Origin of the sequence: Methylobacterium sp. 285MFTsu5.1 (genome assembly GCF_000383455.1) — a bacterium.
Taxonomy (GTDB): domain Bacteria; phylum Pseudomonadota; class Alphaproteobacteria; order Rhizobiales; family Beijerinckiaceae; genus Methylobacterium.
This window is the reverse complement of record NZ_KB911276.1, coordinates 1-22382: the sequence shown is the minus strand read 5'-3', so window position 1 is coordinate 22382 and position 22382 is coordinate 1. Positions and strand designations below refer to the sequence as shown.

The window sequence follows — 22382 nt, the reverse complement described above, 5'->3', positions numbered from 1 at the left end:
GGGAGAATCCGGCCGGCGCGCGTGTTTTTTATCAGAAGCGCGAGCCGCCGGAGAAGCGGAAGGCCTGGACCTGATCCGCGCCGATATGGCCGAACTTGCCGAGGATCGGGACGAACACCTTCTGACCCTCGTCCTTGGACAGAGCGTAGGCGTAGTCGAACCGGATCGGGCCGAGCGGCGAGTTCCACAGGATGGACGCGCCGATCGAGGAGCGGATCGCCGCCGTGTCGCGGACGTTCACGCATTCCGGCTCCACGCCGATCGTGAAGGCGTTGAAGTTGCACTTCCCGGTCGTCGGCGAAATGCCGTTGATGAAGGCGTCGCCGTTCACGTTGAAGTTCCGCTGGCCGTGATAGCCGAACAGCGTGCCGGCATCGGCGAAGAGCGCGCCTTTCAGGCCCAGATCCCGCGGAACGAGGGGCAGCGGGAACTGCACTTCGAGGGTGCCGCCGACGTAGGTCGAGCCGCCGATGGCGTTCGAGCGGGCGTCGGCGATGCCGACGTCGCGCGGACCGATGCCGTTCGGCGCGAAGCCGCGGACCAGCGACGGGCCGAGGAAGAACTGGTCGGTCACCCGCAGCGGGTCGTTGTTGAGCGACGAGATGTGGCCGCCCTGGAAGCGGATGAAGCCGACCACGTCCTCGAAGATCTCCTTGTAGTACCGCGCGTCGGCGGTCACGCGGAAGAACTTGGAGTCGCCGCCCAGGCCCGCGACGTCGGGCTTCAGCTCGGCGTAGAGACCGTTGCGGGGCGCGCCGATCACGTCGAGGGTCGAGTAGGCGAGCGTCAGGCCGGCCAGCGAGGTCAGCGTGTTGCCCTGCGAGCCCTTGATGGCGATCGAGGCCTCGCCGTCATACGCGCAGTTCGGGTAGATCGACTGGCCGCCGATGTTGCGGCCGGTGTTCGGGTCGATCGTGCCCGCCGCGTAGGTGGCGGTGTAGCCGGGGATCGGGATCGAGCAGTCGTTGTACGGCCGCTTGAGGGTGTTCGGCACCTTCAGCTCGGTGTTGTACAGCGAGTAGCGCAGCGTGATGCCGAACTCCTCGGTGATCGGCAGGCCGAGGCGCAGCTGACCGCCGTACACCGTGGTCTCGTAGCGCGAGTACCGGGTCAGGTCGGAGTACTTGTAGAAGGCATCGAAGCCCGCCGCGAGGCGGTAGCCGAGGAAGTACGGCTCGGTGAACGAGAAGTCGACGCCGCGCGAATACTGGCCGCCCGTACCGGCGAGCCGGACGTACTGGCCACGACCGAGGAAGTTCGACTCGGAGACCGAGACCTCGCCGATGATGCCGTCCTGGGTGGAGTAGCCGCCCGCCACCGAGAACGAGCCCGTGGGCTGATCCTCGACATCGATGTTGATGACCACCCGGTCCGGGGCCGAGCCCGGCTCGTTCGAGAAGCGGACCTTCTTGAAGAAGCCTAGGCCGTTCAGGCGCCGCTCGGCGCGGTCGGTCAGCACGCGGTTGTAGGCATCGCCCTCCGCGATATCGAGCTCGCGGCGGATGACGTAGTCGCGGGTGCGGGTGTTGCCGCGGATGTTGATGCGCTCGACGTAGACGTGCGGGCCGTCCTCGACCACGAAGCCCAGGGAGACTTGGTGGCTCGCCGGGTCGCGCTGGCCGGTCGGGCGGACCTGCGCGAACGGGTAGCCGGCGCGGTTGACCTGGCGGGTGACGTTGTTGAGCGTCTTCTCGACGTCGTCGGCGTTGTAGACGTCGCCCACGGAGGTGGCGATGTCGCTGTCGAGCTTCGCGGTGTCGAGGCCCGGCAGGCGGGAATCCACCTGGACGGCGCCGACCCGATACTGCTCGCCCTCGCTCACCGTGATGGTGATGACGTAGCCGGACTTGTCGCCCTCGACGTAGCGCGCGTCGGCGCTGACCACCTGGAAGTCGGCGTAGCCGTTCTTCAGGTAGTAGCGGCGGACTTGGTCGAGGTCGTTGGTGATGCGGTCGGGATCGTAGACGTCGGAGGTCTTGATGAACGACAGGAAGTTCATCTCCGAGGAGCTCATCAGCCCCTTCAGCGTCCGCTCCGAGTAGGCGTTGTTGCCGACGAAGTTGATCGAGAGGATACCGGTCTTGTCGCCCTCGTCGATCTGGTAGATCACGTCGACGCGGCCGTTGGGCAGGTCGACGGTCCGGTAGGTCACCTTGGCGGTGCCGCGGCCGAAGCGCTTGTAGACGTCGCGGATGCGCGCGAGGTCGGCGTTGATGATCGCCTCGCTGTAGGGCCCGCGCGACTTGGCCTCGACCACCCCTTCCAGGGTGGCCTTCTCGATCTTCTTGTTGCCCTCGAAGACCACGCGGTTGATCAGGTTGTTCTCGCGGACGGTCACCACCGTGCGGCCACCCGACTGGGCGACCTTCACGTCGGAGAACATCCCGCTCGCGAGCAGGTTGCGGCGGGCCTCCTCGGCGGAGCCGGACGCCGTCCCGGTCACGTAGGACCGGATCGTGTCGGCATCGACGCGCTGGTTGCCCTGGACGACGATCTGCTGCGCCTGGGCAGCCCCGCTCAGGACGACACCCAGACCGGCAGTGACTAGGACGATGGTTTTCCGCACCGACTTACGTCGGGGCTTCCCCGTCAACGACATCATGCAATCGCCCGTTTCTGTTCTGGTCGCGGGGGTTAGCCCGTCACGGGCGACCGTTGATCGGCCGTCCCGTCACCTGGTCCAAGCGTGGCTTCGGTCCAAGCGTAGCTCTTAGCGGGATTCCCCTGCCAAGCAAACGCGCGGGAGGCCATCGTCAGGGGATTTTGGGGGGTCGTGGCCTTCGCGCCACTTAACGGTGCGGTCAGCTTACGGGCAAACCGCGGATCATGGTGAACCCGCCGTAAACGCCTGAGCGACCGGCCCTTTTTCGCGCCGCTCACGGTCGCGTGAACGTCCCGTTAACCCCGTTTCGACGCTTCGGCGGGGCGTCATCCGGGCGGTGTCCGGGCGAGATCGCGGCGGGATTGGGGCAGTGTTTCCGGTGGAGATCCGGCGGCGATCCTCGGATCCCCGCCGGCCCCGGATCAGGTGTTCCGCCAGGAGGCGCCGAGGTTGAGGATGTCGTTCCAGGCGGCGAACAGCATCAGCATCAGCACGAGGGCGAGGCCGATGCGGAAGCCGATCTCCTGGGCCCGCTCGCTCAGCGGGCGGCCGCGCACCACCTCGAAGGCGTAGAACAGCAGGTGGCCGCCATCGAGCAGTGGCACCGGGAACAGGTTGAGCAAGCCGATCGAGACGGAGAGCAGGGCGATCAGCCCGACCAGGCCGCCGACGCCGCCGGTCTTGGCGACCTCGCCGGAGACGCGGGCGATGCCGATCGGACCCGAGAGCTGGTCGGCGGATTCCCGCCCGGTCACGAGCTTGCCGAGATACGAGAAGGTGCGCTCGACGACGAAGTAGGTCTCCTTCACGCCGAGATTGAGCGAGTCGAGCGCCCCGTACTGCACCAGTCGCGCCTCGGAGCCCGCGGGCGAGCGGATGCCGAGCCGGCCGATCCGGTGGCGGCCGAACGGCGTCTTCTCCTCGAAGGTGGCCGGCGTCGCCTGGATGGTGATGGGCTGGTCGTTGCGCTCCACCGTGAAGGTCAGCGGCGTCCCGGCGCTGCCGGTCACCGTGCGGTACATGGCGTTGAAGTCGCCGATCTTCTCGCCGTCGATCGCGGTGATCACGTCGCCGGGCTGGAAGCCGGCCTGGGCGGCGACGCTGTTCGGCTCCACCGACGAGACCCGGGCGGGCAGCTCGTAGCGGCCGCCGAGCCAGATGGCGCCCGCGAAGAGCAGGATCGCCAGGATGAAGTTGGCCACCGGGCCCGCGGCGACGATCGCGGCGCGCTTGGACACGGGCTGGGTCGGGAAGCTGATCGCCCGCTCGTGCGGGCTCATCCGGGCGACCGCTTCGGGATCGGGCATGCTGGCGCCGTTCACGTCGCCGTGGAACTTCACGTAGCCGCCGAGCGGGATCGCGCAGACCTTCCAGCGGGTGCCGCGCCGGTCGTTGAACCCGAACAGCTCGGGACCGAAGCCGAGCGAGAAGGCGTGCACGCCGACCCCGCACCAGCGCCCGACCAGGAAGTGGCCCATCTCGTGTACGAACACCACGACGGTGAGCACGAACAGGAACGGGATCACGGCGCCGAAGAAACCGCCGGCGGTTCCGCCCATCGCGTTGAGGAAGTCCATAAGCCGTATCCTGGCCGTCTCGGCGCCGGCTTCTCGGGCCGGCCATCCGCCCTGTCTAGCAGATCGGCGGTGCCGACCGCCAACGCAATCCTGCGGCCCGGCCGCGGAAGGTCGCACGCGCCGTCCGATTCCGCACCGGCCGATCGCGCGGGGTCGGTCCCGCCCGTCGGGGACCGCCCGTCAGTGGCCGCCGCCCCCGCCCGCGCCGGCATTCGGCCGCCGGATCATGGGGACCGCGCAGGCCATCGCGAGGAACAGGACGGTGAGGGACAGGAACACGTCCTCGAAGGCCATGACGAGCCCCTGGATCCGCACCGTGTTGGTCATCGCCTTCAGCGCCATGTCGGAGGCGGCGCTGCCGTAGGCGTCGAAGCCGCGCTGCATCGCGTCGAGCCGCTCCAGCGCGGCCGTGTTCGCCCAGGTGAAGCGCTCGTGCAGCCGGGCGAGGTGCAGGTCCCAGCGGTCGTTGAGGATCGTGTTGATCAGCGCGAGCCCGACCGCGCCGCCGAGGTTGCGGGTCAGGTTGAACAGCCCCGACGCGTTCTTCATCCGCGCCGGCGGCAGCGTGCCCAGCGCGATGTTGTTGATCGGGATCATGCACAGCATCAGCGAGCAGCCGCGCAGGATCTGCGGCACGAGCAGCTCGTAGAAGTCCCAGTCCTTGGTGAGCCCGGTGACGATCCACGTGCCGCAGGCGAAGCCGACGAAGCCGATCCCCATCATGATCCGGGGATCGACCTTGCCCGAGAGCCGGCCGGCGATCGGCGCGGTGGCGAACATGCACAGGCCGGAGACGAACATCGTCTCGCCGATCATCAGCGCCGAGTAGCCGCGCACCCGGGCGAGGTAGACCGGGTAGATGTAGGTCAGCCCGTAGAGGCCGATGCCCAGCACGAAGCTCGCCACGCAGCCGCTGGCGAAGTTCCGGTCCGAGAAGGCCCTGAGATCGACGATCGGCTGCTTCGCCGTGAACACCCGCCAGAAGAACAGCAGCGCCGACGTCCCGCAGACGACCGCGCAGGCGAAGACCGCCTCGTCCTGCAGCCAGTCGTGGTTGGGCCCCTCCTCCAGCACGTATTCGAGGCAGCCGAGGAAGCCGGCCATGAAGGCGAGTCCGGCCCAGTCGAACGACCGGATCAGGCCGTAATTGGGCTCGTCGAAATCGACTAGGATCCAGGTCGAGACCGTCACGAAGATGCCCGGCACGACGTTGATCAGGAACAGCCAGTGCCAGGACATCAGGTCGGTCAGGTAGCCGCCCACCGTCGGCCCGATCGTCGGCGCCAGCGTCGCCACGAGGCCGATCATCGGCGAGACGATGGTCCGCTTCGAGGGCGGGAAGATCGTGAAGGCCGCGGCGAAGACGGTCGGGATCATGCCGCCGCCGATGAAGCCCTGGAGCGCCCGCCAGACGATCATCTCGCCAATCGACGAGGAGGTGGCGCACATCAGGCTCATCAGGGTGAAGCCGCCCGCCGAGATGGCGAACATCCAGCGCGTCGAGAGCACCCGCGACAGGGTGCCGGAGAGCGGGATCGAGATGACCTCGGCGATCAGGTAGCTGGTCTGGACCCAGGGGATCTCGTCGCCGGAGGCCGAGAGGCCGGCCTGGATCTCGTTCAGGGAGGCCGAGACGATCTGGATGTCCAGGATCGCCATGAACATGCCGAAGACCATGCAGACGAACGCCACCATGCGGCGGCGGTCGAGGGGCGGCTCGGCGGCGCGGATCGGCGCGCCGGGCGCGAGGGCGGCACTGGCGGCCATCGCCGGTCTCAGCGGCTGGCGGTGCTGACCGGCCGCGGCGCGGAGGCGCGGTCGAGGACGGAGCGGTCCGCGCCGGTGCGGGTATCGACCCGGACCACCGCCGACAGGCCCGGCCGCAGCAGGCCCTCGCGGGCGACCTCCTCGGGCACGCGCACCCGCACGGGCAGGCGCTGGACGATCTTGGTGAAGTTGCCGGTGGCGTTGTCGGGCGGCAGCAGGCTGAACACCGAGCCGGAGGCCGGCGAGAACGATTCCACCACGGCGTGGATCTCGCGGTCCGGATAGGCGTCGACCGTCACGGTCACCGGCTGGCCGGGACGCATGCGCTCGACCTGGGTCTCCTTGAAGTTCGCGTCGATCCGGACGCTCTGGAGCGGGACCAGGGCGGCGATCCGCGTGCCGGGCCCGACATAGGCGCCGGCCTCGACGGCCTTGTTGCCGACCACCCCGTCGAAGGGCGCGCGGATCGCCGTGAAGTCGAGGTCGCGCCGGGCCCGGTCGACGGCGGTGCGGAGCTCCGCCGCGAGGCTCTCCGCCTCGCGCTTCTGCGCCTGGAGCACGTCCACGTTGGCGCGGGCCGCGAGGAGGCCGGCCTCCATGGCCTTCACGGAGGCCTCGGTGCGGTCGCGGTCGGCGCGGGTCTGGTCGATGCGCGACTTGGCGACGTAATCCGCCTGCATCTGCGTCGACCGGGCGAAGTCGGCCTGGGCGCGGACGGCGTCGGCGCGGGTCGCGTCGAGCTGCGCGGCGGCCTGGGCGACCTGGGCCTGCGCCGCCTCGGCCTGCCGGCCGATCCGCGCGATCGTGCTCTCCTGGGTGGCGAGCTTGTCCTGCGCCGCCTGCAGCGCGAGGCGGTAGTCGCCGTCGTCGAGCTTGGCGATGACGTCGCCCTTCTTCACCGCGAGGCCGTTCACGACCGGGACCGACTGGAGATAGCCCGGGATCTTGGCCGCCAGGACCGAGATGTCGGCCTGGACGTAGGCGTCGTCGGTCGAGACGAAGAACCGCCCGACGGTCCACCACTGCCATCCCTGATACGCGCCGCCGCCCAGGGAGGCCGTCAGCAGTCCGAGCAGGACGAGCCGCTTCACGGAGCGCTTGCGGGCGGGCGGCGCCTCGACCGGCACGGGTGTCGGCAGGGACGCCGCGGCGGGGGCCGGCGCGGCCGGCGCCGTGCGCTCGGCGCGCGCCTCGTCCCCGGCCTCGATTCGGGCCTCAATAGCGGCATCGAGACCGGAATTCGGCCGATCGGCGTCCTCGCGGAGGGACATATCAGCGCCTCGACATCAATGACCGAACCGTTCGGTCAATAACGAGGCACGGCTTGACGCGCCCCCGAAGAAGCCGCAGGTTATTTTGACCGAACGGTTCGGTCAAGCGTGACGGTGTCACGGTGCGGAGCGGGATCATGGCTCAGGGTGCGGCGTTGGAGCGGGGTCAGGCCCAGCACGAGGGCGACAAGCGGCAGCAGATCCTCGAGGGCGCGCGGACGGTGTTCCTGGCGGCGGGGTTCGACGGCGCCAGCATGGGCGAAATCGCGCGGGCGGCCGGGGTCTCGAAGGGCACGCTCTACGTCTACTTCGAGAACAAGGAAGACCTGTTCGAGGCGCTGACCATCCAGGAGAAGGCCAGCCTCGCCGAGGCCCTGTTCACCCTGGACGCGGACGATCCCGACGTGCCGGGCGTCCTGACCCGGCTCGGAAGCAGCTTCCTGACCGAGATGTGCCGGCCGGCGCACGTCTCGCTGGTCCGCATGGTCATCGGCGCGAGCGAGAAGTTTCCGCGCTTCGGGCAAGTCTACTACCAGGCCGGTCCGGCCTGCGGCGTCGAGCGCCTCTCGCGCTACCTCGACGCGCAGGTCCAGGCGGGACGCCTGACGATCGCCGACACCGAGCTCGCGGCCCGGCACTTCCTGCATCTCTGCCAGGCGGGTCTGCTGACCCGCCTGCTGTTCGCGGCGGGCGGCATCGCCGGCGAGGCCGAGATGCGCCATCAGGTCGACGAGGCGGTGCGGGTGTTCCTGGCCGGGTACGGCCCCGCGCGCTGAGGCGCGGCTCAGGCGGGAAACGTCTCTGCGAGCGCAGCGAAGCAACCCAGCGGCGCCACGCTCGCAGAATGTTGCGCCGCCCTGGGTTGCTTCGCTACGCTCGCAATGACGGCTCAGCCGGCGGCGCGCAGCTCCGGCAGGGCCTCGGCGCTCCAGATCCGCACGTGGGCGTCGATGGCGAGCGCCTCGTCGACGTCGGCGGGTGCGGCCCGGTACTGGCCGGCGAAGTGGGTGCAGGCGCGCTCGACCAGATCGCTGATCCCGTAGAAGCCGATCCGGCCGGCGATGAAGGCCGCCACCGCGATCTCGTTGGCGGCGTTCATCACGGTGGGCGCCGCGCCTCCGGCGGCCAGGGCCGCGCGGGCGATCCGCAGGCACGGGAAACGCGCCTCGTCCGCGGCCTCGAAGGTCAGCGAGCCGAGCTTCACGAGGTCGAGGGGCCGGCCGCGCTCGATCGTCAGCCGGTCGCCGAGGCCGAGGCAGTGCGAGATCGGCACGCGCATGTCGGGCAGCGCCAGCTCGGCGGTCACCGCCCCGTCGAGCCAGTAGACCAGGCCGTGGATCACCGATTGCGGGTGCACGACCACGTCGAGGCGCTCGGGCTCGATGCCGAACAGGTGGTGCGCCTCGATCAGCTCGAGCCCCTTGTTCATCAGGCTGGCCGAATCGATGTTGATCTTCATGCCCATCGACCAGGTCGGATGGGCGGCGGCCTCGGCCGCGGAGGCGGCGGCGATCCGCTCGCGGGTCCAAGTCCGGAACGGGCCGCCCGAGGCCGTGATCATCATGGTGCGGACGTCGGCGAGCGGCCGGCCGGCCAGCGCCTGGCTCAGCGCGTCGTGCTCGGAATCCATCGGCAGGATCGTGGCGCCGTAGCGGGCGGCGTCGCGCATGAAGGCGTCGCCGGCGCAGACCAGGCTCTCCTTGTTGGCGAGCGCGACCTTGCGGCCGAGCCGGAGGGCGGCGTGGGTCGATTTCAGCCCGGCCGCCCCGCTCACGGCGGCGACGACGATGTCGGCGTCGCGGGCGGCGGCCTCCATGACGGCCGCCTCCCCCGCCCCGCTCGGGATGCCGGAGCCCGACAGGGCCTCGGCGAGCGCCGGGCCGGCGGCCTCGTCGGCGAGCGCCGCGAAGGAGGCGTTGAGCTCGCGGGCGACCTTGGCCAGGGCGACGGGATCCTTGCCGCCGACCAGGGCGCCGACGCGGAACCGGTCGGCGTGCTGCGCCAGGAGGTCGGCGGTGGAGCGGCCGATCGAGCCGGTGGCGCCGAAGACGGTGACGACCTGGGTCACGGGTTCAACTCCCTCATCGTCACGTGATCAGACCGCCGCCGCGCAGGGCGAGATAGACGGCCGCCAGCACGGCGACCGCGAAGAATCCGTCGAGCCGGTCCATGACGCCGCCATGGCCGGGGATGATCTTGCCCGAATCCTTGACGCCGTAATGGCGCTTCAGTCCGGATTCGATCAGGTCGCCGGCCTGACTCAGCACCGAGGCGAGCGCGCTCACGCCCGCCACGACCGGGAGAGAGGCGGCGCTGGGCAGGGTCATCCCGGCGAGGTCGGCGACCACCGGGACCAGCGTCCCGGCGGCGACCGCGCCGACGAGGCCGCCGAGTGCGCCCGACCACGTCTTGTTGGGCGAGACCCGGGGCATCAGCTTGGGGCCGCCGATCTTCCGGCCGGCGAAGTAGGCCGCGATGTCGGTGGACCAGACCACCGCGAACATCCAGGCCGGCCCGACCAGGCCGATGGCGGGGTCGTCGCGCAGGGCCACCGGCACCGCCGCGATCGCCGCCGCGCCGAGCACGCCGAGGAAGGCGCGGAGCCGGCCCCGTCCGGTCCGCGCCACCGTGGCGCAGGCCGCGGCGCCGAGCAGCAGGACCGCGAGGCAGGCCGGCGTCGGGGCGCCGCCGCGCTGGCAGAGCAGCAGGGCGCCGAGCGTCGCCGCGCCCAGCGCGATCAGCACCTCGCGGGGCTCGGTGCGGCTCATCACCATCCACTCGGCGAAGCCGACGATGCCGGCGGCGAGCCAGATCCCCGCGAAGGGCCAGCCGCCATAGACCAGAGCGGCCAGCACGCCGGCGCCGAGCACGAGGCCCGAGGCAACGCGCAGCCACAGCTCGCGCCGTCCCGAGGGACGCGCGGCCGGTGCGGCGGCGGAGGTCACGCGCGTCCTGCCCTTCGCCTCAGACCTGCATGATCTCCTTCTCCTTGGACGCCAGCACGCCGTCGATCTCGGCGATGTACTGGTCGGTCGCCTTCTGCACGTCGGTGGCCTGACGCTTCTCGTCATCCTCCGAGATGGCGCTGTCCTTCAGGAGCTTCTTGAGATGGTCGAGGCCGTCCCGGCGCACGTGGCGCACGGCGACGCGGGCCTCCTCGGTGTACTTGTGGGCGACCTTGACCATCTCCTTGCGGCGCTGCTCGTTCATCTCGGGGATGCGGAGCCGGATGGTCTGCCCCTCGGTCTGCGGGTTGAGGCCGAGGTCGGATTCGCGGATCGCCTTCTCGACGGCCGTGACCATGCTGCGGTCCCAGACCGAGATCGACAGGAGCCGCGGCTCCGGCACGCTGACGGTGGCGACCTGGGCCATCGGCATCATCGAGCCGTAGGCGTCGACCTGGATCGGGTCGAGGAGCGACGGCGTGGCGCGCCCGGTGCGCAGCGAGCCGAGATCCTTCGAGAGCGAGGACACAGCGCCCTGCATGCGGCGCTTGATGTCGTTGAGATCGAATTCCGGTGTGGCCATGAGGGTCGTCCCGAGACGTCTGACGTGGTCTTGAGCCCGGCGCGGGCAGTCGCGGCCTCAATGGACGAATTTTTTCAGGGCCGCAAACGGTCGCGGCCCGGTCGTGCCGCGCGTCAGGGCGCCACGAGGGTCGAGGGCGCGTCGCCCGACAGGATCGCGGCGATCGAGCTCGGCGGGTGGAGCGAGCCGACCACGATCGACAGGCGGCTCTCCCGGGCCAGCGCGAAGGCGGCGGTGTCCATCACCTTCAGGTCGCGGGCGATCGCCTCGTCGTGGGTGATGCGGTCGTAGCGCGTGGCGCTCGGATCCTTCTTCGGATCCGCCGAGTAGACGCCGTCCACCTGCGTCGCCTTGAGGACCGCGTCGCAGCGCAGCTCGGCGGCGCGCAGCACCGCGGCGGTGTCGGTGGTGAAGAACGGGTTGCCGGTGCCGCCGGCGAGGACGACGACCTGGCCCTTGTCCAGGTGGTGCAGGGCCGGCTGGCGGGCATAGGTCTCGCAGATGGTCGGCATCGAAACCGCCGACATGGTCCGCGCCTGCACGCCCGCGGCGTTGAGCGCCGTCTCGATCGCCAGCGAGTTCATCACCGTGGCCATCATGCCGAGCGAATCCCCGGTCGCCCGGTCGATCCAGCCGGCCGCGGAGATCCGCGCCCCGCGGATCATGTTGCCGCCGCCCACCACGATGGCGATCTCGGCGCCCGACTCGATCGTGCGGGCGATGTCCTCGGCGAGCGCCGCCAGCGTCGGCGGATGCAACCAGTAGCCGTCGGGAGCGGCGAGCGCCTCCCCCGACAGCTTCACGAGGATACGGCGAAACGGCGTCGTCTCCGGCATCTGGGCCCCCGGCTCCATCCCGCATCGCGTGAGCGGGGAGGCTTCTACGTCAACCGCCCGAGCGCCGTCGAGGGGCCCGGCCCGGATCCGGCGGGGATCGTGGGTACAAGGCCTGCGCCGCGCGAACGGCGCGCGGCCGTGGAGGATGTCTGCGCCGCCTTCGCGGTCCGGGTCCGGAACGGCGGGATCCCGGTCGATGCGGTGCCGGCGTGACGGCGATCCGCCGCGCCGGCGCCCGTTCTCAACTGCCAGCCAGGACGCCGACGGCGCCGAAGACGGTCATGGCGAGGCCGGAGGCGAACACGCCGATCATGAGGTAGGAGAAGGGCTTCAGAGGCATGCCCGGACCTTAGCGCGGCGCCGCACGGCGGGGTGTGCGGCGCAACACGACCCCGCGCGGATCGATCGGGCGCCTCCGGAAACGCGAAGCCCCGCCCGGCGCGTGCCGGACGGGGCTGATCTCACGATGACGGCCCGGCAAACCGGGCGTTCGCGGTCGGTGTCAGGCGCGGCCGGCCTGCTGGGCGACCTCGGTGGCGAAGTCCGGACCCTCTTCCTTCTCGATGCCGTCGCCCAGCGCGTAGCGGACGAAGCCCGTCAGGGTCACGGGGCCGCCGACCTTGGAGCCGGCCTCCTTGAGGACCTGGCTCACGGTCTTGGAGCCGTCGTGCACGAAGGGCTGCTCCAGGAGGGTGACCTCCTTGTAGTAGCTCTTCAGGCCGCTCTCGACGATCTTGGCCATCACGTGGTCCGGCTTGCCGGCGTTCTTCTCGCGCAGGATGTTCGACTCGCGCTCCACCGTGGCGGCGTCGACGCCCGAGGCGTCCAGCGCCACCGGGTTGGTCGCCGCGATGTGCATGGCGATCTGGCGACCCAGCGCCGAGAGCGCGTCGACGTCGCCCTCGGACTCGAGCGCCACGAGCACGCCGATCTTGCCGAGGCCCTCGGAGATCTGGTTGTGCACGTAGGAGGCGATGACGCCCTTCTTGACCTCGAGCTTGGTGACCCGGCGCAGGTTCATGTTCTCGCCGATCGTGGCGATCAGGGCCTGCAGCTTCTCCGAGACGGTCTCGGTGGCGCCCGGGAAATGGGCGGCCTGGAGGCCCTCGAGCGTGCCGTCGGTGTTGAGCGCGATCTTGGCGGCCGCGCGGGCGAAGGCCTGGAAGGCGTCGTTGCGGGCGACGAAGTCGGTCTCGGAGTTCACCTCGACCACGGCGGCGTGGCGGCCGGCGGACTCGACGGCGACGAGGCCCTCGGCGGCGACGCGGCCGGCCTTCTTGGCGGCCTTGGCGAGACCCTTCTTGCGCAGCCAGTCGACGGCGGCCTCGATGTCGCCCTGCGTCTCGTTGAGCGCGCCCTTGCAGTCCATCATGCCGGCGCCGGTCTTCTCCCGGAGCTCCTTCACCATCGCGGCGGTGATGTTGGCCATGGCGGTCCCTTTCGTGTGGTCTGGATGCGAGAGGCCCGGCGCGCGGGTGAGCGGCCGGGCCCGGTATGCCTGGATCCGCGACGGCCCGATGACGGTGCCGCCGCGAAGCCCCGTTGGATCAGGCCGCGGCGGCGGCCTCGACGAAGCCGCGGGCCTGCGAGACCCACGAATCGCGGTCGATGCGGCCGTTGAGCTTCAGGTCGGCATCGACCTTGGCGACGTCCTCGGGGGTCATCGCGGCGAGCTGCCAGTAGTGGTAGATGCCGGCGTCGTTGAGCTTCTGCACGATCTGCGGGCCGGCGCCGTTGAGCTTGGTCAGGTCGTCCGGCGCGCCGCGCGGGGCAGCGAGCAGCTCGAAGTGCTCGGTCGACTCGGCGAGCATCGCCACGTCGGCCGGGTCGAGGGCGTCGGACTCGACCGTGACGGCCGCGTCGTCGTTCGCCGGCAGCTCCTCGGCCATCGGCTCCTCGGAAGCGCCGATATCCATGCCCGACGAGCCCTGGGCGCGCGAGATGCCGTCGATGGCGGCCTTGGCGATCAGGTCGCAGTACAGCGCGATCGCGCGGCCGGCGTCGTCGTTGGCCGGGACGATGTAGCTGATGCCGTCCGGGTTGCAGTTGGTGTCGACGATGGCGGCGACCGGGATGCCGAGGCGGTTCGCCTCCTTGATCGCCAGCTGCTCCTTGTTGGTGTCGATCACGAACAGCAGGTCCGGCACGCCGCCCATGTCCTTGATGCCGCCGAGCGCCTTCTCGAGCTTCTCCTTCTCACGGGAGAGCATCAGGCGCTCCTTCTTGGTCAGGCCCGGGCCGCCGGTCTCCAGCGTCTCGGTGACCTTGCGCAGGCGCGAGATCGAGCCCGAGATGGTCTTCCAGTTGGTGAGCATGCCGCCCAGCCAGCGGGAGTTGACGTAGTACTGGGCCGAGCGCTTGGCCGCCTCGGCGATCGTGTCGGCCGCCTGGCGCTTGGTGCCGACGAACAGCACACGGCCGCCCTTGGCGACGGTGTCGCTCACCGCCTGGAGCGCCTGGTGCAGCGCCGGCACGGTCTGGGCGAGGTCGATGATGTGGATGTTGTTGCGGGTGCCGAAGATGTACGGCTGCATCTTCGGGTTCCAGCGGTGGGACTGGTGACCGAAATGGGCGCCCGCCTCGAGGAGCTGACGCATAGAGAAATCGACGGCCATGGCTCTTGTGCTCTCCGGTTATATCCGCCGCGGAGGGATGCGGTCGGCCGAGAGTTCGGACGACCACCGGAAACGCCTCATTCAGGCATGAGGCCGGCTCCGCGTGTGGGATGGGCGGGCGCTTAGCAGAGGGCGGGTCCGAAGGCAAGAAGCGCCGGGGCGGCGCGGGCCAGCCCTCAATCACAGCCTGCGTTCAGACCGCTTGCAACACGCGGGCTCGCCTCGCGAGAGTTCGGACCATGGCGGCGGTCGCCTTCGACACCCTGAAATTCGCCCGGGTCCTCCGGGAGAAGGCCAAGCTCTCCCCGGAACAGGCGGAGGGCCATGGCCGATGCCATGGCGGAAGCGTTGCAGGGCGATCTCGTCACGAAGGCGGATCTGCGCGCCGAGCTGGCGGATACGCGGTCCGAAATCGTGCGCTGGGTGGCGGGCCTGATCGGCCTCCAGACACTCGCTGTGATCGGCGCGGTCGTCGCCCTCGCCCGGGCGCCGCACTGACAGGCCCGCAGCCCGGATCACCCGCCCGCGAACACCGCCGCCACGTCGTCGGCCGTCATCACCCGGTACGCCCCCGCCGGCAGGTCCGCCGGCAGAGCGAGACCGCCGACCCGGTCCCGGTGCAGCGCCGCGACGTGGTTGCCGACGGCGGCGAACATCCGGCGGACCTGGTGGTAGCGGCCCTCCGTCAGCGTCACCGCGCAGCGCGTGGCATCCTCGACGTCGAGCCGCACCGGCAGGAGCGGCCGCTCCTCGCCCTCCAGCACGAGCGTCCCTGCGGCGAACACCTCCGCCTCGCGGCCGGTCAGCGGCCGGTCGAGGGTCACGCGGTAGCGCTTCGCCACCTGGGCCTTCGGGCTGATGATCCGGTGCAGGAGCGCCCCGTCGTCGGTCAGCAGCAGCAGGCCCGAGGTCTCCTTGTCGAGGCGCCCGACCGTGGAGAGGGGCGGGTCGCGGCGGCGCCAGCGCTCGGGGAGCAGCCCGTAGACCAGCGGGCCCGCCTCCTTGTGCGAGCAGGTGACGCCCAGCGGCTTGTGCAGCATCAGGCACAGGCCGGGGAGCGGGTCCAGGGCCTCGCCGTCGATCGTGAGGCGCTCCGGCAGGTCCGGCGCGAGGGCGATCCGGTCGCCGGCCTCCGCGAGCTCCGCGCCGTCGAGGCGGATCGCGCCGGCGCGGGCGAGCGCCTGGATCTCGCGGCGCGAGCCGTAGCCGAGATTGGCGAGGAGCTTGTCCAGGCGGACGGATCTCGCCGCGCTCATGGAAGCGGCGCGCTCACCGGCGGGCCTCGTAGACCCGGTAGCCGTTCGCCTGGACGGCCACCGCGACGTGCCGGAACGCCTCGCGCAGGCTCGCCTCGTAGGGCAGGTGCGCGTTGGCCACGAGCCACAGCGCCCCCCCGGGGCGCAGGGCCTCGGCGGCCCGCGCGATGAACGCCCGGCCGAGGGCCTGATCCTCGCTCCCGCCCTCGTGGAACGGCGGGTTCGTGACGACGAAATCGAGGTGATCCGGCACGGCGCCGGACGCCCGGATATCCGCCCAGAGGATCGTCGCCCGCGGGTCGGCGACGTTGCGGCGCGCCATCTCGACGGCGCGCCGGTCGATCTCCAGCAGGGTCAGGGCGGTCACGGCCTCGGAGCCCAGGACGGCCCGCGAGAGGACCCCGAGCCCGCAGCCGAAATCGGCGCCGCGGCCCTTGAGGGCCGGGAGGTTCGCGAGCAGCAGCGCCGTGCCCGGATCGAGCCGGTCCCACGAGAAGATGCCGGGCTGCGTGCACAGAGCGAGGTTGTCGACGTGGCGCGGGCCGCCCTCGTCGATCGCCTCGGCGAGGCCGGCCGGCGCCGTTGGCCGCTCCGCCGTGCAGATCCGGTGGTGCCGGCGCGGCTGGTCCGCGGCCGCGCAGCCGAAGGTCGTCAGCTCCTTGGCGAGGCGTGTGCCGCCGCGATCCTTGGGCGCCAGGGCGACCATGCGGCCGCCCGGCCCGAGGGCGCGCAGCACCTGGGCCAGCACGTAGCGCCGCTCGACCGTTCCGGGCGGCGCCAGCACGGTGGCCGAGTCGAGGCTGTTCTCGGACAGATCCTCGAGCCGCGCAGCGCCGGGGATCAATGGGGAGAGCTGGACGGCGTCGCCCGGGACCTCGGCGAGGTCCACCGGCGGCAGGCCGTAGACGGCGTGGCGCATAGACGATTCGGGATTTGGAGTGCCGAAACCGGAACGCGAATCCGCGGCGGAGCGGGGTAAACCCGCGCCCGACTCGATTCATCCGGGGGAACACCGCGTTTATACCGGAACCGGCCGCGAAGCCCAGCCTCCCGCGCGGCCCGGCGCGTCAGCCCCGCGGAAATTCCAGGCCCATCTCGCGGTAGCGGGCCGGGTCGTCGGCCCAGTTCTCCCGCACCTTCACGTGCAGGAACAGGTGGACCTTGGCGTCGGCCGCCTCGGCGATCTCGATCCGGGCCGCCTGCCCGATCGACCGGATGGTCTGGCCGCCCTTGCCGAGCACGATCGAGCGCTGGCTCTCCCGCTCGACGAAGATCGTCTGCTCGATCCGCACCGAGCCGTCGGGCCGGATCTGCCACTGGTCGGTCTCCACCGTGGAGCGGTAGGGCAGCTCCTCGTGCAGCCGGTCGTAGATCTTCTCCCGGGTGATCTCGGCGGCGAGCATGCGCAGGGGCGCGTCCGAGACCTGATCCTCCGGATACAGCCACGGGCCCGCCGGCATGCGGGCGGCCAGCGCCCGGCGCAGGTCGGCGACGCCGTCGCCGTTGAGCGCCGAGATCATGAAGGTCTCGGCGAAGGGCGCGGCGGCGTTGAGCTTGGCGGCGAGATCGAGCAGCCGTTCGCGCGGGATCAGATCGATCTTGTTGAGGATCAGCAGTTTCTCGCGCTTCACCTCGCCGAGCCGGCCGAGCACCGCCTCGACTTCCGCGTCGACACCCTTGCGCGCGTCGACCAGCAGGCAGACGGCGTCGGCGTCGGCGGCGCCGCTCCAGGCCGAGTGGACCATCGCGCGGTCGAGGCGGCGCTTGGGCGCGAAGATGCCGGGGGTGTCGACCAGCACGACCTGGGCCGAGCCCTCGATGAGGATGCCCCGCACCAGGGCCCGGGTCGTCTGCACCTTGCGGGAGACGATCGAGACCTTGGTGCCGACGAGGTTGTTGAGCAGGGTCGACTTGCCGGCATTCGGCACGCCGATCAGCGCGACGAAGCCGGCCCGGGCGTCGGCGGGCGTGCCGGGAAGGGTGGACGGGTCGCGCGCGGGGTCCCGGGCCGGCGCGATGCCGGGCCCGTCCTGCGCGTCGTGATCGTCCTGCTCGTGCGCGCTCATGCTGTCTCCGTCGGTTCCGCGTCCGCGGAGGCCCCGATTCCCTCCCGCTCCATCAGCGCCCGCGCGGCGGCCTGCTCGGCGATCCGCTTCGACGTGCCGTCGCCGAGACCGGGCTCCAGGCCCTCGACCTGCACGGCGATGCGGAACCGGGGCGCGTGGTCGGGACCGGTGCGCTCCACCACCTCATAGGTGGGGATCGGCAGGCTGCGGCCCATGGCCCATTCCTGCAGGGCGGATTTGGCGTCGCGGCCCCGCGCCGCCGCGGTCGGCTCGCCGGGATGGAAATGCGCCTCGACCACCGCCCGGGCGGCGTCGAACCCGGCATCGAGGTAGATCGCACCCAGGATCGCCTCGCAGACGTCGGCCAGGATCGTCTGGTTGCGCCGGCCGCCGCCCATGACCTCGCCCTGGCCGAGGATCAGGTGCGGGCCGACCTCCCAGGAGGCGGCCACGGCCGCGCAGGTCTCGCGCCGGACCAGGGCGGCAAGGCGCCGGGAGAGGTCGCCCTCGTCAGCCTCCGGGAAGGCGCCGTAGAGGCGGTCGGCGACCGCGAGCCCGAGCACGCGGTCGCCGAGGAATTCCAGGCGCTGGTAGCTGCCGCCCCGGCCGCTCGCCTTGCTGGTGTGGGTCAGCGCGCGGGTGAGCAGGTCCTGATCGCCGAAGCTGTGGCCGATCCGCTCTTCGAGCGCGGTCAGCGGCGGGCGCGGCTTGTGGGCCCGCCGGGATCGGGCGTTGGCCCGGGGCTGCGCGGCGTCGTCCAAGTCCGGGCCGGTCAATGGATCGTCGTGAACAGGCGCGACCAGCGCACGTGGGCCGGCCAGTTCCAGACCTGCCAGGCCGGCGTACCCTCGTCGATCGAGAAGAAGATCATCTCGGCGCGCCCGACCAGGTTGGCGAAGGGCACGTAGCCGACATTGGCGAGATCGCGCGAATCGGTGGAGTTGTCGCGGTTGTCGCCCATCATGAAAAAGTGACCGGGCGGGACCGTGTACAGCTCGGTCTTGTCCCAGAAGCCGTTGTCGCCGTCGCGCTCGATCACCCGGTGGACCACGCCGTTGGGCAGGGTCTCCAGGTACTGGGGCACCTTGGTCGGCTGGCCGTAGGGATCGGTGGTCTCGTAGTCGGCGATCCGCTCGCGCTTGACCGCCTTGCCGTTGATGTTGAGCACGCCGTCGATCATCTGGATCTTGTCGCCCGGCAGGCCGATCACGCGCTTGATGTAGTCGGTCGAATTGTCCTTGGGCAGCTTGAACACCGCGATGTCGCCGCGCTTCGGGTCCGCGCCCCAGATCCGGCCGTCGGCCTGGATCGGGATATACTCCGAGAGCGGCAGCGAGTACTTGGAATAGCCGTAAGAATATTTTGACACGAACAGGTAGTCGCCGATCAGCAGGGTCGGCACCAGCGAGCCGGACGGGATGTTGAACGGCTGGAACAGCAGGGTCCGCACCACGAGGGCGATCAGCAGCGCCTGGATGCCGACCTTCAGCGTCTCGCGGATGCTGGCCCAGGTGCCGGTGTCGGCAGGTTTCCTGAGCGGCTTGCCGTCGTAATCCACGCGCGCGTTCCGTCTTCGATTGAGGTGCGACGCCCGCGATCCGCGGGGCGCGGCCCCGCCGCGCGCGGCCTGATGTGCGGTTGTCCCGAGGAATGCGCCGCAATCGTGTCCGCCGTGTCCGGCGGTCTAGACCATGCGCGAGCCCCCCGCAACGCGCGACCGGCGCTGGCTAATCCGCGACGGCGGCCTCAACCGGCGACAGGGACCGGCAAGGCCTCGATGATCACGAAGGCTTGCGCCATCGGCGGATCGTCCGTGAGGCTCACGTGGAGCCGCGCCGCGTGCCCCGCCGGCAGGAGTTCCGCGAGCCGCTCGGCCGCGCCGCCCGCGAGCCGCAGGGTCGGCTGCCCGGAGGGCAGGTTCACCACCTCCATGTCGCGCCAGAACACGCCGGCGCTGAGGCCGGTGCCGAGCGCCTTGGCGCAGGCCTCCTTGGCGGCGAAGCGGCGGGCGTAGCCCTCGGCGCGGGCGGCCCGGCGGTCGCAGCGGGCCCGCTCCCCGTCGGTGAAGACCCGGTGGGTGAAGCGCTCGCCGTGCCGCTCCAGGGTCCGGGCGATCCGGCGGATGTCGCAGAGATCCGAGCCGATCCCGACGATCATGGGTGCCGCGCCCGGTCCATGGCGGCCCGCATGTCGCGCACCGCCCGGTCGAGCCCCACGAAGATCGCGTCGGCGATCAGGGAATGGCCGATATTCAGCTCCCGGATCTGCGGCAGCGCCGCCACCGGCCCGACGCTGCCGAGGGTAAGCCCGTGGCCCGCGTGGATCTCGAGGCCGAGGCCGGCCCCGTGCTCCGCCGCGCGCCGGATGCGGGCGAGCTCGCGCGCGGTCCGGGCGTCGTCGTCCTCCAGCGCCGCCTCGCAGTAGCTGCCGGTGTGCAGCTCGACGACGGGCGCCCCGAGGGCGCGGGCGGCGTCCATGACGGCGGGCTCGGGCTCGACGAACAGCGAGACGCGGATGCCGGCCTCCGCGAGGGCGCGGATGCGCGGCGCGAGATGCGCGCGGCCGCCGACGATGTCGAGGCCGCCCTCGGTGGTGCGCTCCTCGCGCTTCTCCGGGACGAGGCAGGCGGCGTGCGGGCGGGTCTCGAGCGCGATCGCCACCATCTCGTCGGTGGCGGCCATCTCGAAGTTGAGCGGCACGGACAGGCCGCGCTTGAGCGCCGCGATGTCGGTGTCGCGGATGTGGCGCCGGTCCTCGCGGAGATGCGCGGTGATCCCGTCGGCGCCCGCCTCGACGGCGAGCAGGGCCGCCCGCACCGGGTCCGGATAGTCGCCGCCGCGGGCGTTGCGGACGGTCGCGACGTGATCGATGTTGACGCCCAGGCGCAGTTTCTCGGAGGTCATCCGCTCGTTCGTCCCCGTGTCGGCGCGGCGCGACAGGCTCACCGGGGGGTCGGAAGGCGCCGCGCGCCCTCACCCCGTGCCGGCGATATGCGGAGGATCGCGCGCGCCGGCAAGACGGTCGGGGTTCGGGGGCGGGCTCCGGCGGCCGACCCGCCCGGTCAGGCGAGCCGCAGGCGCGACCGGCTGTCCTTCCGCTCGGGCAGTGTGTCGAGGGCGGTCCTGACGATGGTCGTGGCGTCGAGGCCCGCCTCGGCGTACATCTTCTCCGGGCTGTCGTGGTCCTGGTAGGCGTCCGGCAGCGTCATCGTCCGCACCCGCACCCCGCCCGCGTCCAGAGCGCCCCGCTCCGCCAGCAGGTGCAGCACCATCGCGCCGAACCCGCCCCGCGAGCCCTCCTCGATCGTGATCAGAACCTCGTGGTCGCGCGCGAGCTCCAGGATCAGCGCCTCGTCCAGCGGCTTGGCGAACCGCGCGTCCGCCACCGTCACCGCCACGCCCTGCTCGGCCAGCGTGTCGGCCGCCTTCAAGGCCTCCGACAGGCGCGTGCCGAGCGACAGCAGCGCCACCCGCGCCTCCGCGTCGCGCCGCACCACCCGGCCCTTGCCGATCGCCAGCGCCTCGCCCCGCTCCGGAAGCTCGACGCCCACACCCTCGCCGCGCGGGTAGCGCAGCGCGATCGGGCCCGTGTCGTGCGCGTGGGCGGTCGCCACCATGTGCACCAGCTCGGCCTCGTCGGAGGCCGCCATCACGGTCATGTTCGGCAGGCAGCACAGGTAGGCCAGGTCGAACGCGCCCGCGTGCGTCGCCCCGTCGGCGCCGACCAGCCCCGCCCGGTCCAGGCAGAACCGCACGGGCAGGTTCTGCAGCGCCACGTCGTGCACCACCTGGTCGTAGGCCCGCTGCAGGAACGTCGAGTAGATCGCCACGAACGGCCGGTAGCCCTCGGTCGCCAGACCGCCCGCGAACGTCACCGCGTGCTGCTCGGCGATGCCGACGTCGAAGGTCTTGTCCGGGTGCGCCTTGCCGAACAGGTCGATGCCGGTGCCCCCCGGCATCGCGGCGGTGATCGCCACGACCTTGTCGTCGGCGTCGGCCGCCTTGATCAGGCTCTCGCCGAACACCCGCGTGTAGGCCGGCGCGTTCGGCTTGGCCTTGGCCTGCACGCCTGAGACCACGTCGAACTTGACCACGCCGTGGTAGCGGTCGGCCGAGGCCTCGGCCGGGGCGTAGCCCTTGCCCTTCTGGGTGACGACGTGGAGCAGGATCGGGCCGTGCTCGGCGTCGCGGACGTTCTTGAGCACCGGCAGCAGGTGGTCGAGGTTGTGCCCGTCGACCGGGCCGACGTAGTGGAAGCCCATCTCCTCGAACATGGTGCCGCCGCCGACCACGAGCGAGCGGGCGTATTCCTCGGCCGCGGCGGCGCGCTGGTAGAGCGCCTTGGGCAGGAGCTTGCCGAGCTGCTTGGCGGTCTCGCGCAGGGACTGGTAGGCGCCGCCCGAGGCGAGGCGGGCGAGGTAGGCCGACATGGCGCCGACGGGGGGCGCGATCGACATGTCGTTGTCGTTGAGGATGACGATCAGGCGCGAGTGCAGGGCGCCGGCGTTGTTGAGGGCCTCGTAGGCCATGCCGGCCGACATCGAGCCGTCGCCGATGACCGCGATGGCGTTGCGGCGCTTGAGCGGGCGGTTCTTCGACTTGGCGGCGGCGTTGTCGAGGTCGCGGGCGACCGCCATGCCCAGCGCGGCCGAGATCGAGGTCGAGGAGTGGGCGGCGCCGAAGGGGTCGTAGACGCTCTCGCTCCGCTTGGTGAAGCCCGACAGGCCGCCGCCCTGGCGCAGCGTCCGGATGCGGTCGCGGCGCTCGGTGAGGATCTTGTGGGGGTAGCACTGGTGTCCGACGTCCCAGACGATGCGGTCGTCGGGGGTGTCGAACACGTGGTGCAGCGCCACGGTCAGCTCGAC

20 protein-coding genes are annotated in these 22382 nt (G+C 71.1%); 2 read left to right on the top strand and 18 right to left on the bottom strand.

The features are described 5' to 3' along the window. Positions 1-31: 31 nt before the first annotated feature. The 4 genes from bamA to H288_RS0112835 form a co-directional block, all read right to left on the bottom strand. A complete protein-coding gene (bamA, locus tag H288_RS0112850; protein WP_026604899.1) occupies positions 32-2602 on the bottom strand; it encodes an outer membrane protein assembly factor BamA in 2571 nt (856 codons plus the stop codon). A gap of 422 nt (positions 2603-3024) precedes the next feature. Further along, positions 3025-4179, bottom strand: a complete 1155-nt coding sequence (locus tag H288_RS0112845; protein ID WP_020092984.1) for an RIP metalloprotease — start codon at positions 4177-4179, stop codon at positions 3025-3027. Between the two features lie 180 nt (positions 4180-4359). Next, the gene (locus H288_RS0112840; RefSeq protein ID WP_020092983.1) at positions 4360-5946 is read right to left on the bottom strand and encodes a DHA2 family efflux MFS transporter permease subunit; all 1587 of its coding nucleotides are present in this window, start codon (positions 5944-5946) and stop codon (positions 4360-4362) included. 8 nt (positions 5947-5954) lie between these two features. After that, entirely contained in the window at positions 5955-7217 is a 1263-nt protein-coding gene (locus H288_RS0112835) for an HlyD family secretion protein (RefSeq protein WP_020092982.1), read from the bottom strand. 137 nt (positions 7218-7354) lie between these two features. On the opposite strand from H288_RS0112835, the gene H288_RS0112830 reads away from it, so the two are divergent. After that, entirely contained in the window at positions 7355-7993 is a 639-nt protein-coding gene (locus H288_RS0112830; protein WP_026604898.1) for a TetR/AcrR family transcriptional regulator, read from the top strand. A 113-nt stretch (positions 7994-8106) separates the two neighbouring features. On the opposite strand, the gene dxr is transcribed toward H288_RS0112830, so the two are convergent. The 6 genes from dxr to H288_RS0112795 form a co-directional block, all read right to left on the bottom strand. Continuing rightward, on the bottom strand, positions 8107-9285 hold the full coding sequence (gene dxr / locus H288_RS0112825; protein ID WP_020092980.1) for a 1-deoxy-D-xylulose-5-phosphate reductoisomerase: 1179 nt from the start codon (positions 9283-9285) through the stop codon (positions 8107-8109). Positions 9286-9304: 19 nt separating this feature from the next. Beyond that, positions 9305-10162, bottom strand: coding sequence for a phosphatidate cytidylyltransferase (locus tag H288_RS0112820; RefSeq protein ID WP_020092979.1), 858 nt, complete (start codon positions 10160-10162; stop codon positions 9305-9307). A 19-nt stretch (positions 10163-10181) separates the two neighbouring features. Then, positions 10182-10745 carry a ribosome recycling factor gene (gene frr / locus H288_RS0112815; RefSeq protein ID WP_020092978.1) on the bottom strand — a complete coding sequence of 188 codons (564 nt, stop codon included), beginning with the start codon at positions 10743-10745 and terminating at the stop codon, positions 10182-10184. A 113-nt stretch (positions 10746-10858) separates the two neighbouring features. Continuing rightward, a complete protein-coding gene (gene pyrH / locus H288_RS0112810) occupies positions 10859-11581 on the bottom strand; it encodes a UMP kinase (protein ID WP_026604897.1) in 723 nt (240 codons plus the stop codon). A gap of 502 nt (positions 11582-12083) precedes the next feature. Further along, the gene (gene tsf, locus H288_RS0112800) at positions 12084-13010 is read right to left on the bottom strand and encodes a translation elongation factor Ts (RefSeq protein WP_020092975.1); all 927 of its coding nucleotides are present in this window, start codon (positions 13008-13010) and stop codon (positions 12084-12086) included. Between the two features lie 118 nt (positions 13011-13128). Further along, entirely contained in the window at positions 13129-14196 is a 1068-nt protein-coding gene (locus tag H288_RS0112795; RefSeq protein WP_020092974.1) for a 30S ribosomal protein S2, read from the bottom strand. Between the two features lie 324 nt (positions 14197-14520). Here H288_RS0112795 and H288_RS33965 point away from each other — a divergent pair, with 324 nt between their 5' ends. Next, positions 14521-14694 (top strand): hypothetical protein, encoded by a 174-nt coding sequence (locus tag H288_RS33965; protein ID WP_020092973.1) that lies wholly within the window; start codon positions 14521-14523, stop codon positions 14692-14694. A gap of 17 nt (positions 14695-14711) precedes the next feature. Here H288_RS33965 and H288_RS0112785 read toward each other — a convergent pair whose 3' ends face one another. The 8 genes from H288_RS0112785 to dxs form a co-directional block, all read right to left on the bottom strand. Continuing rightward, complete coding sequence (locus tag H288_RS0112785) at positions 14712-15452, bottom strand: 16S rRNA pseudouridine(516) synthase (protein WP_020092972.1); 741 nt, start codon at positions 15450-15452, stop codon at positions 14712-14714. Positions 15453-15465: 13 nt separating this feature from the next. Beyond that, positions 15466-16371 carry a class I SAM-dependent methyltransferase gene (locus H288_RS0112780; protein ID WP_020092971.1) on the bottom strand — a complete coding sequence of 302 codons (906 nt, stop codon included), beginning with the start codon at positions 16369-16371 and terminating at the stop codon, positions 15466-15468. 148 nt (positions 16372-16519) lie between these two features. Next, the gene (gene era / locus H288_RS0112775) at positions 16520-17518 is read right to left on the bottom strand and encodes a GTPase Era (protein ID WP_020092970.1); all 999 of its coding nucleotides are present in this window, start codon (positions 17516-17518) and stop codon (positions 16520-16522) included. Further along, the gene (rnc, locus tag H288_RS0112770; RefSeq protein ID WP_081636475.1) at positions 17515-18294 is read right to left on the bottom strand and encodes a ribonuclease III; all 780 of its coding nucleotides are present in this window, start codon (positions 18292-18294) and stop codon (positions 17515-17517) included. The genes era and rnc overlap by 4 nt, the downstream gene beginning before the upstream one ends. Continuing rightward, positions 18291-19076, bottom strand: a complete 786-nt coding sequence (gene lepB / locus H288_RS0112765) for a signal peptidase I (protein WP_020092968.1) — start codon at positions 19074-19076, stop codon at positions 18291-18293. Before lepB ends, rnc begins: the two co-directional genes overlap by 4 nt. A gap of 188 nt (positions 19077-19264) precedes the next feature. Continuing rightward, a complete protein-coding gene (gene acpS, locus H288_RS0112760; protein WP_020092967.1) occupies positions 19265-19675 on the bottom strand; it encodes a holo-ACP synthase in 411 nt (136 codons plus the stop codon). Continuing rightward, a complete protein-coding gene (locus H288_RS0112755; RefSeq protein ID WP_026604896.1) occupies positions 19672-20421 on the bottom strand; it encodes a pyridoxine 5'-phosphate synthase in 750 nt (249 codons plus the stop codon). The genes acpS and H288_RS0112755 overlap by 4 nt, the downstream gene beginning before the upstream one ends. 158 nt (positions 20422-20579) lie before the next feature. Next, positions 20580-22382: 1-deoxy-D-xylulose-5-phosphate synthase (gene dxs / locus H288_RS32335; RefSeq protein WP_020092965.1), on the bottom strand; the 1803-nt coding region annotated here is incomplete at its 5' end.

Coding starts and splice junctions, on each gene's coding strand:
- frr (WP_020092978.1), bottom strand. CDS start 10,745: ATGGCCACACCGGAATTCGATCTCAACGACATCAAGCGCCGCATGCAG.
- bamA (WP_026604899.1), bottom strand. CDS start 2,602: ATGATGTCGTTGACGGGGAAGCCCCGACGTAAGTCGGTGCGGAAAACC.
- tsf (WP_020092975.1), bottom strand. CDS start 13,010: ATGGCCAACATCACCGCCGCGATGGTGAAGGAGCTCCGGGAGAAGACC.
- H288_RS0112755 (WP_026604896.1), bottom strand. CDS start 20,421: ATGACCTCCGAGAAACTGCGCCTGGGCGTCAACATCGATCACGTCGCG.
- acpS (WP_020092967.1), bottom strand. CDS start 19,675: ATGATCGTCGGGATCGGCTCGGATCTCTGCGACATCCGCCGGATCGCC.
- H288_RS0112780 (WP_020092971.1), bottom strand. CDS start 16,371: ATGCGCCACGCCGTCTACGGCCTGCCGCCGGTGGACCTCGCCGAGGTC.
- era (WP_020092970.1), bottom strand. CDS start 17,518: ATGAGCGCGCACGAGCAGGACGATCACGACGCGCAGGACGGGCCCGGC.
- H288_RS0112845 (WP_020092984.1), bottom strand. CDS start 4,179: ATGGACTTCCTCAACGCGATGGGCGGAACCGCCGGCGGTTTCTTCGGC.
- pyrH (WP_026604897.1), bottom strand. CDS start 11,581: ATGCCGGAGACGACGCCGTTTCGCCGTATCCTCGTGAAGCTGTCGGGG.
- H288_RS0112835 (WP_020092982.1), bottom strand. CDS start 7,217: ATGTCCCTCCGCGAGGACGCCGATCGGCCGAATTCCGGTCTCGATGCC.
- H288_RS33965 (WP_020092973.1), top strand. CDS start 14,521: ATGGCCGATGCCATGGCGGAAGCGTTGCAGGGCGATCTCGTCACGAAG.
- H288_RS0112795 (WP_020092974.1), bottom strand. CDS start 14,196: ATGGCCGTCGATTTCTCTATGCGTCAGCTCCTCGAGGCGGGCGCCCAT.
- H288_RS0112785 (WP_020092972.1), bottom strand. CDS start 15,452: ATGAGCGCGGCGAGATCCGTCCGCCTGGACAAGCTCCTCGCCAATCTC.
- H288_RS0112830 (WP_026604898.1), top strand. CDS start 7,355: ATGGCTCAGGGTGCGGCGTTGGAGCGGGGTCAGGCCCAGCACGAGGGC.
- H288_RS0112840 (WP_020092983.1), bottom strand. CDS start 5,946: ATGGCCGCCAGTGCCGCCCTCGCGCCCGGCGCGCCGATCCGCGCCGCC.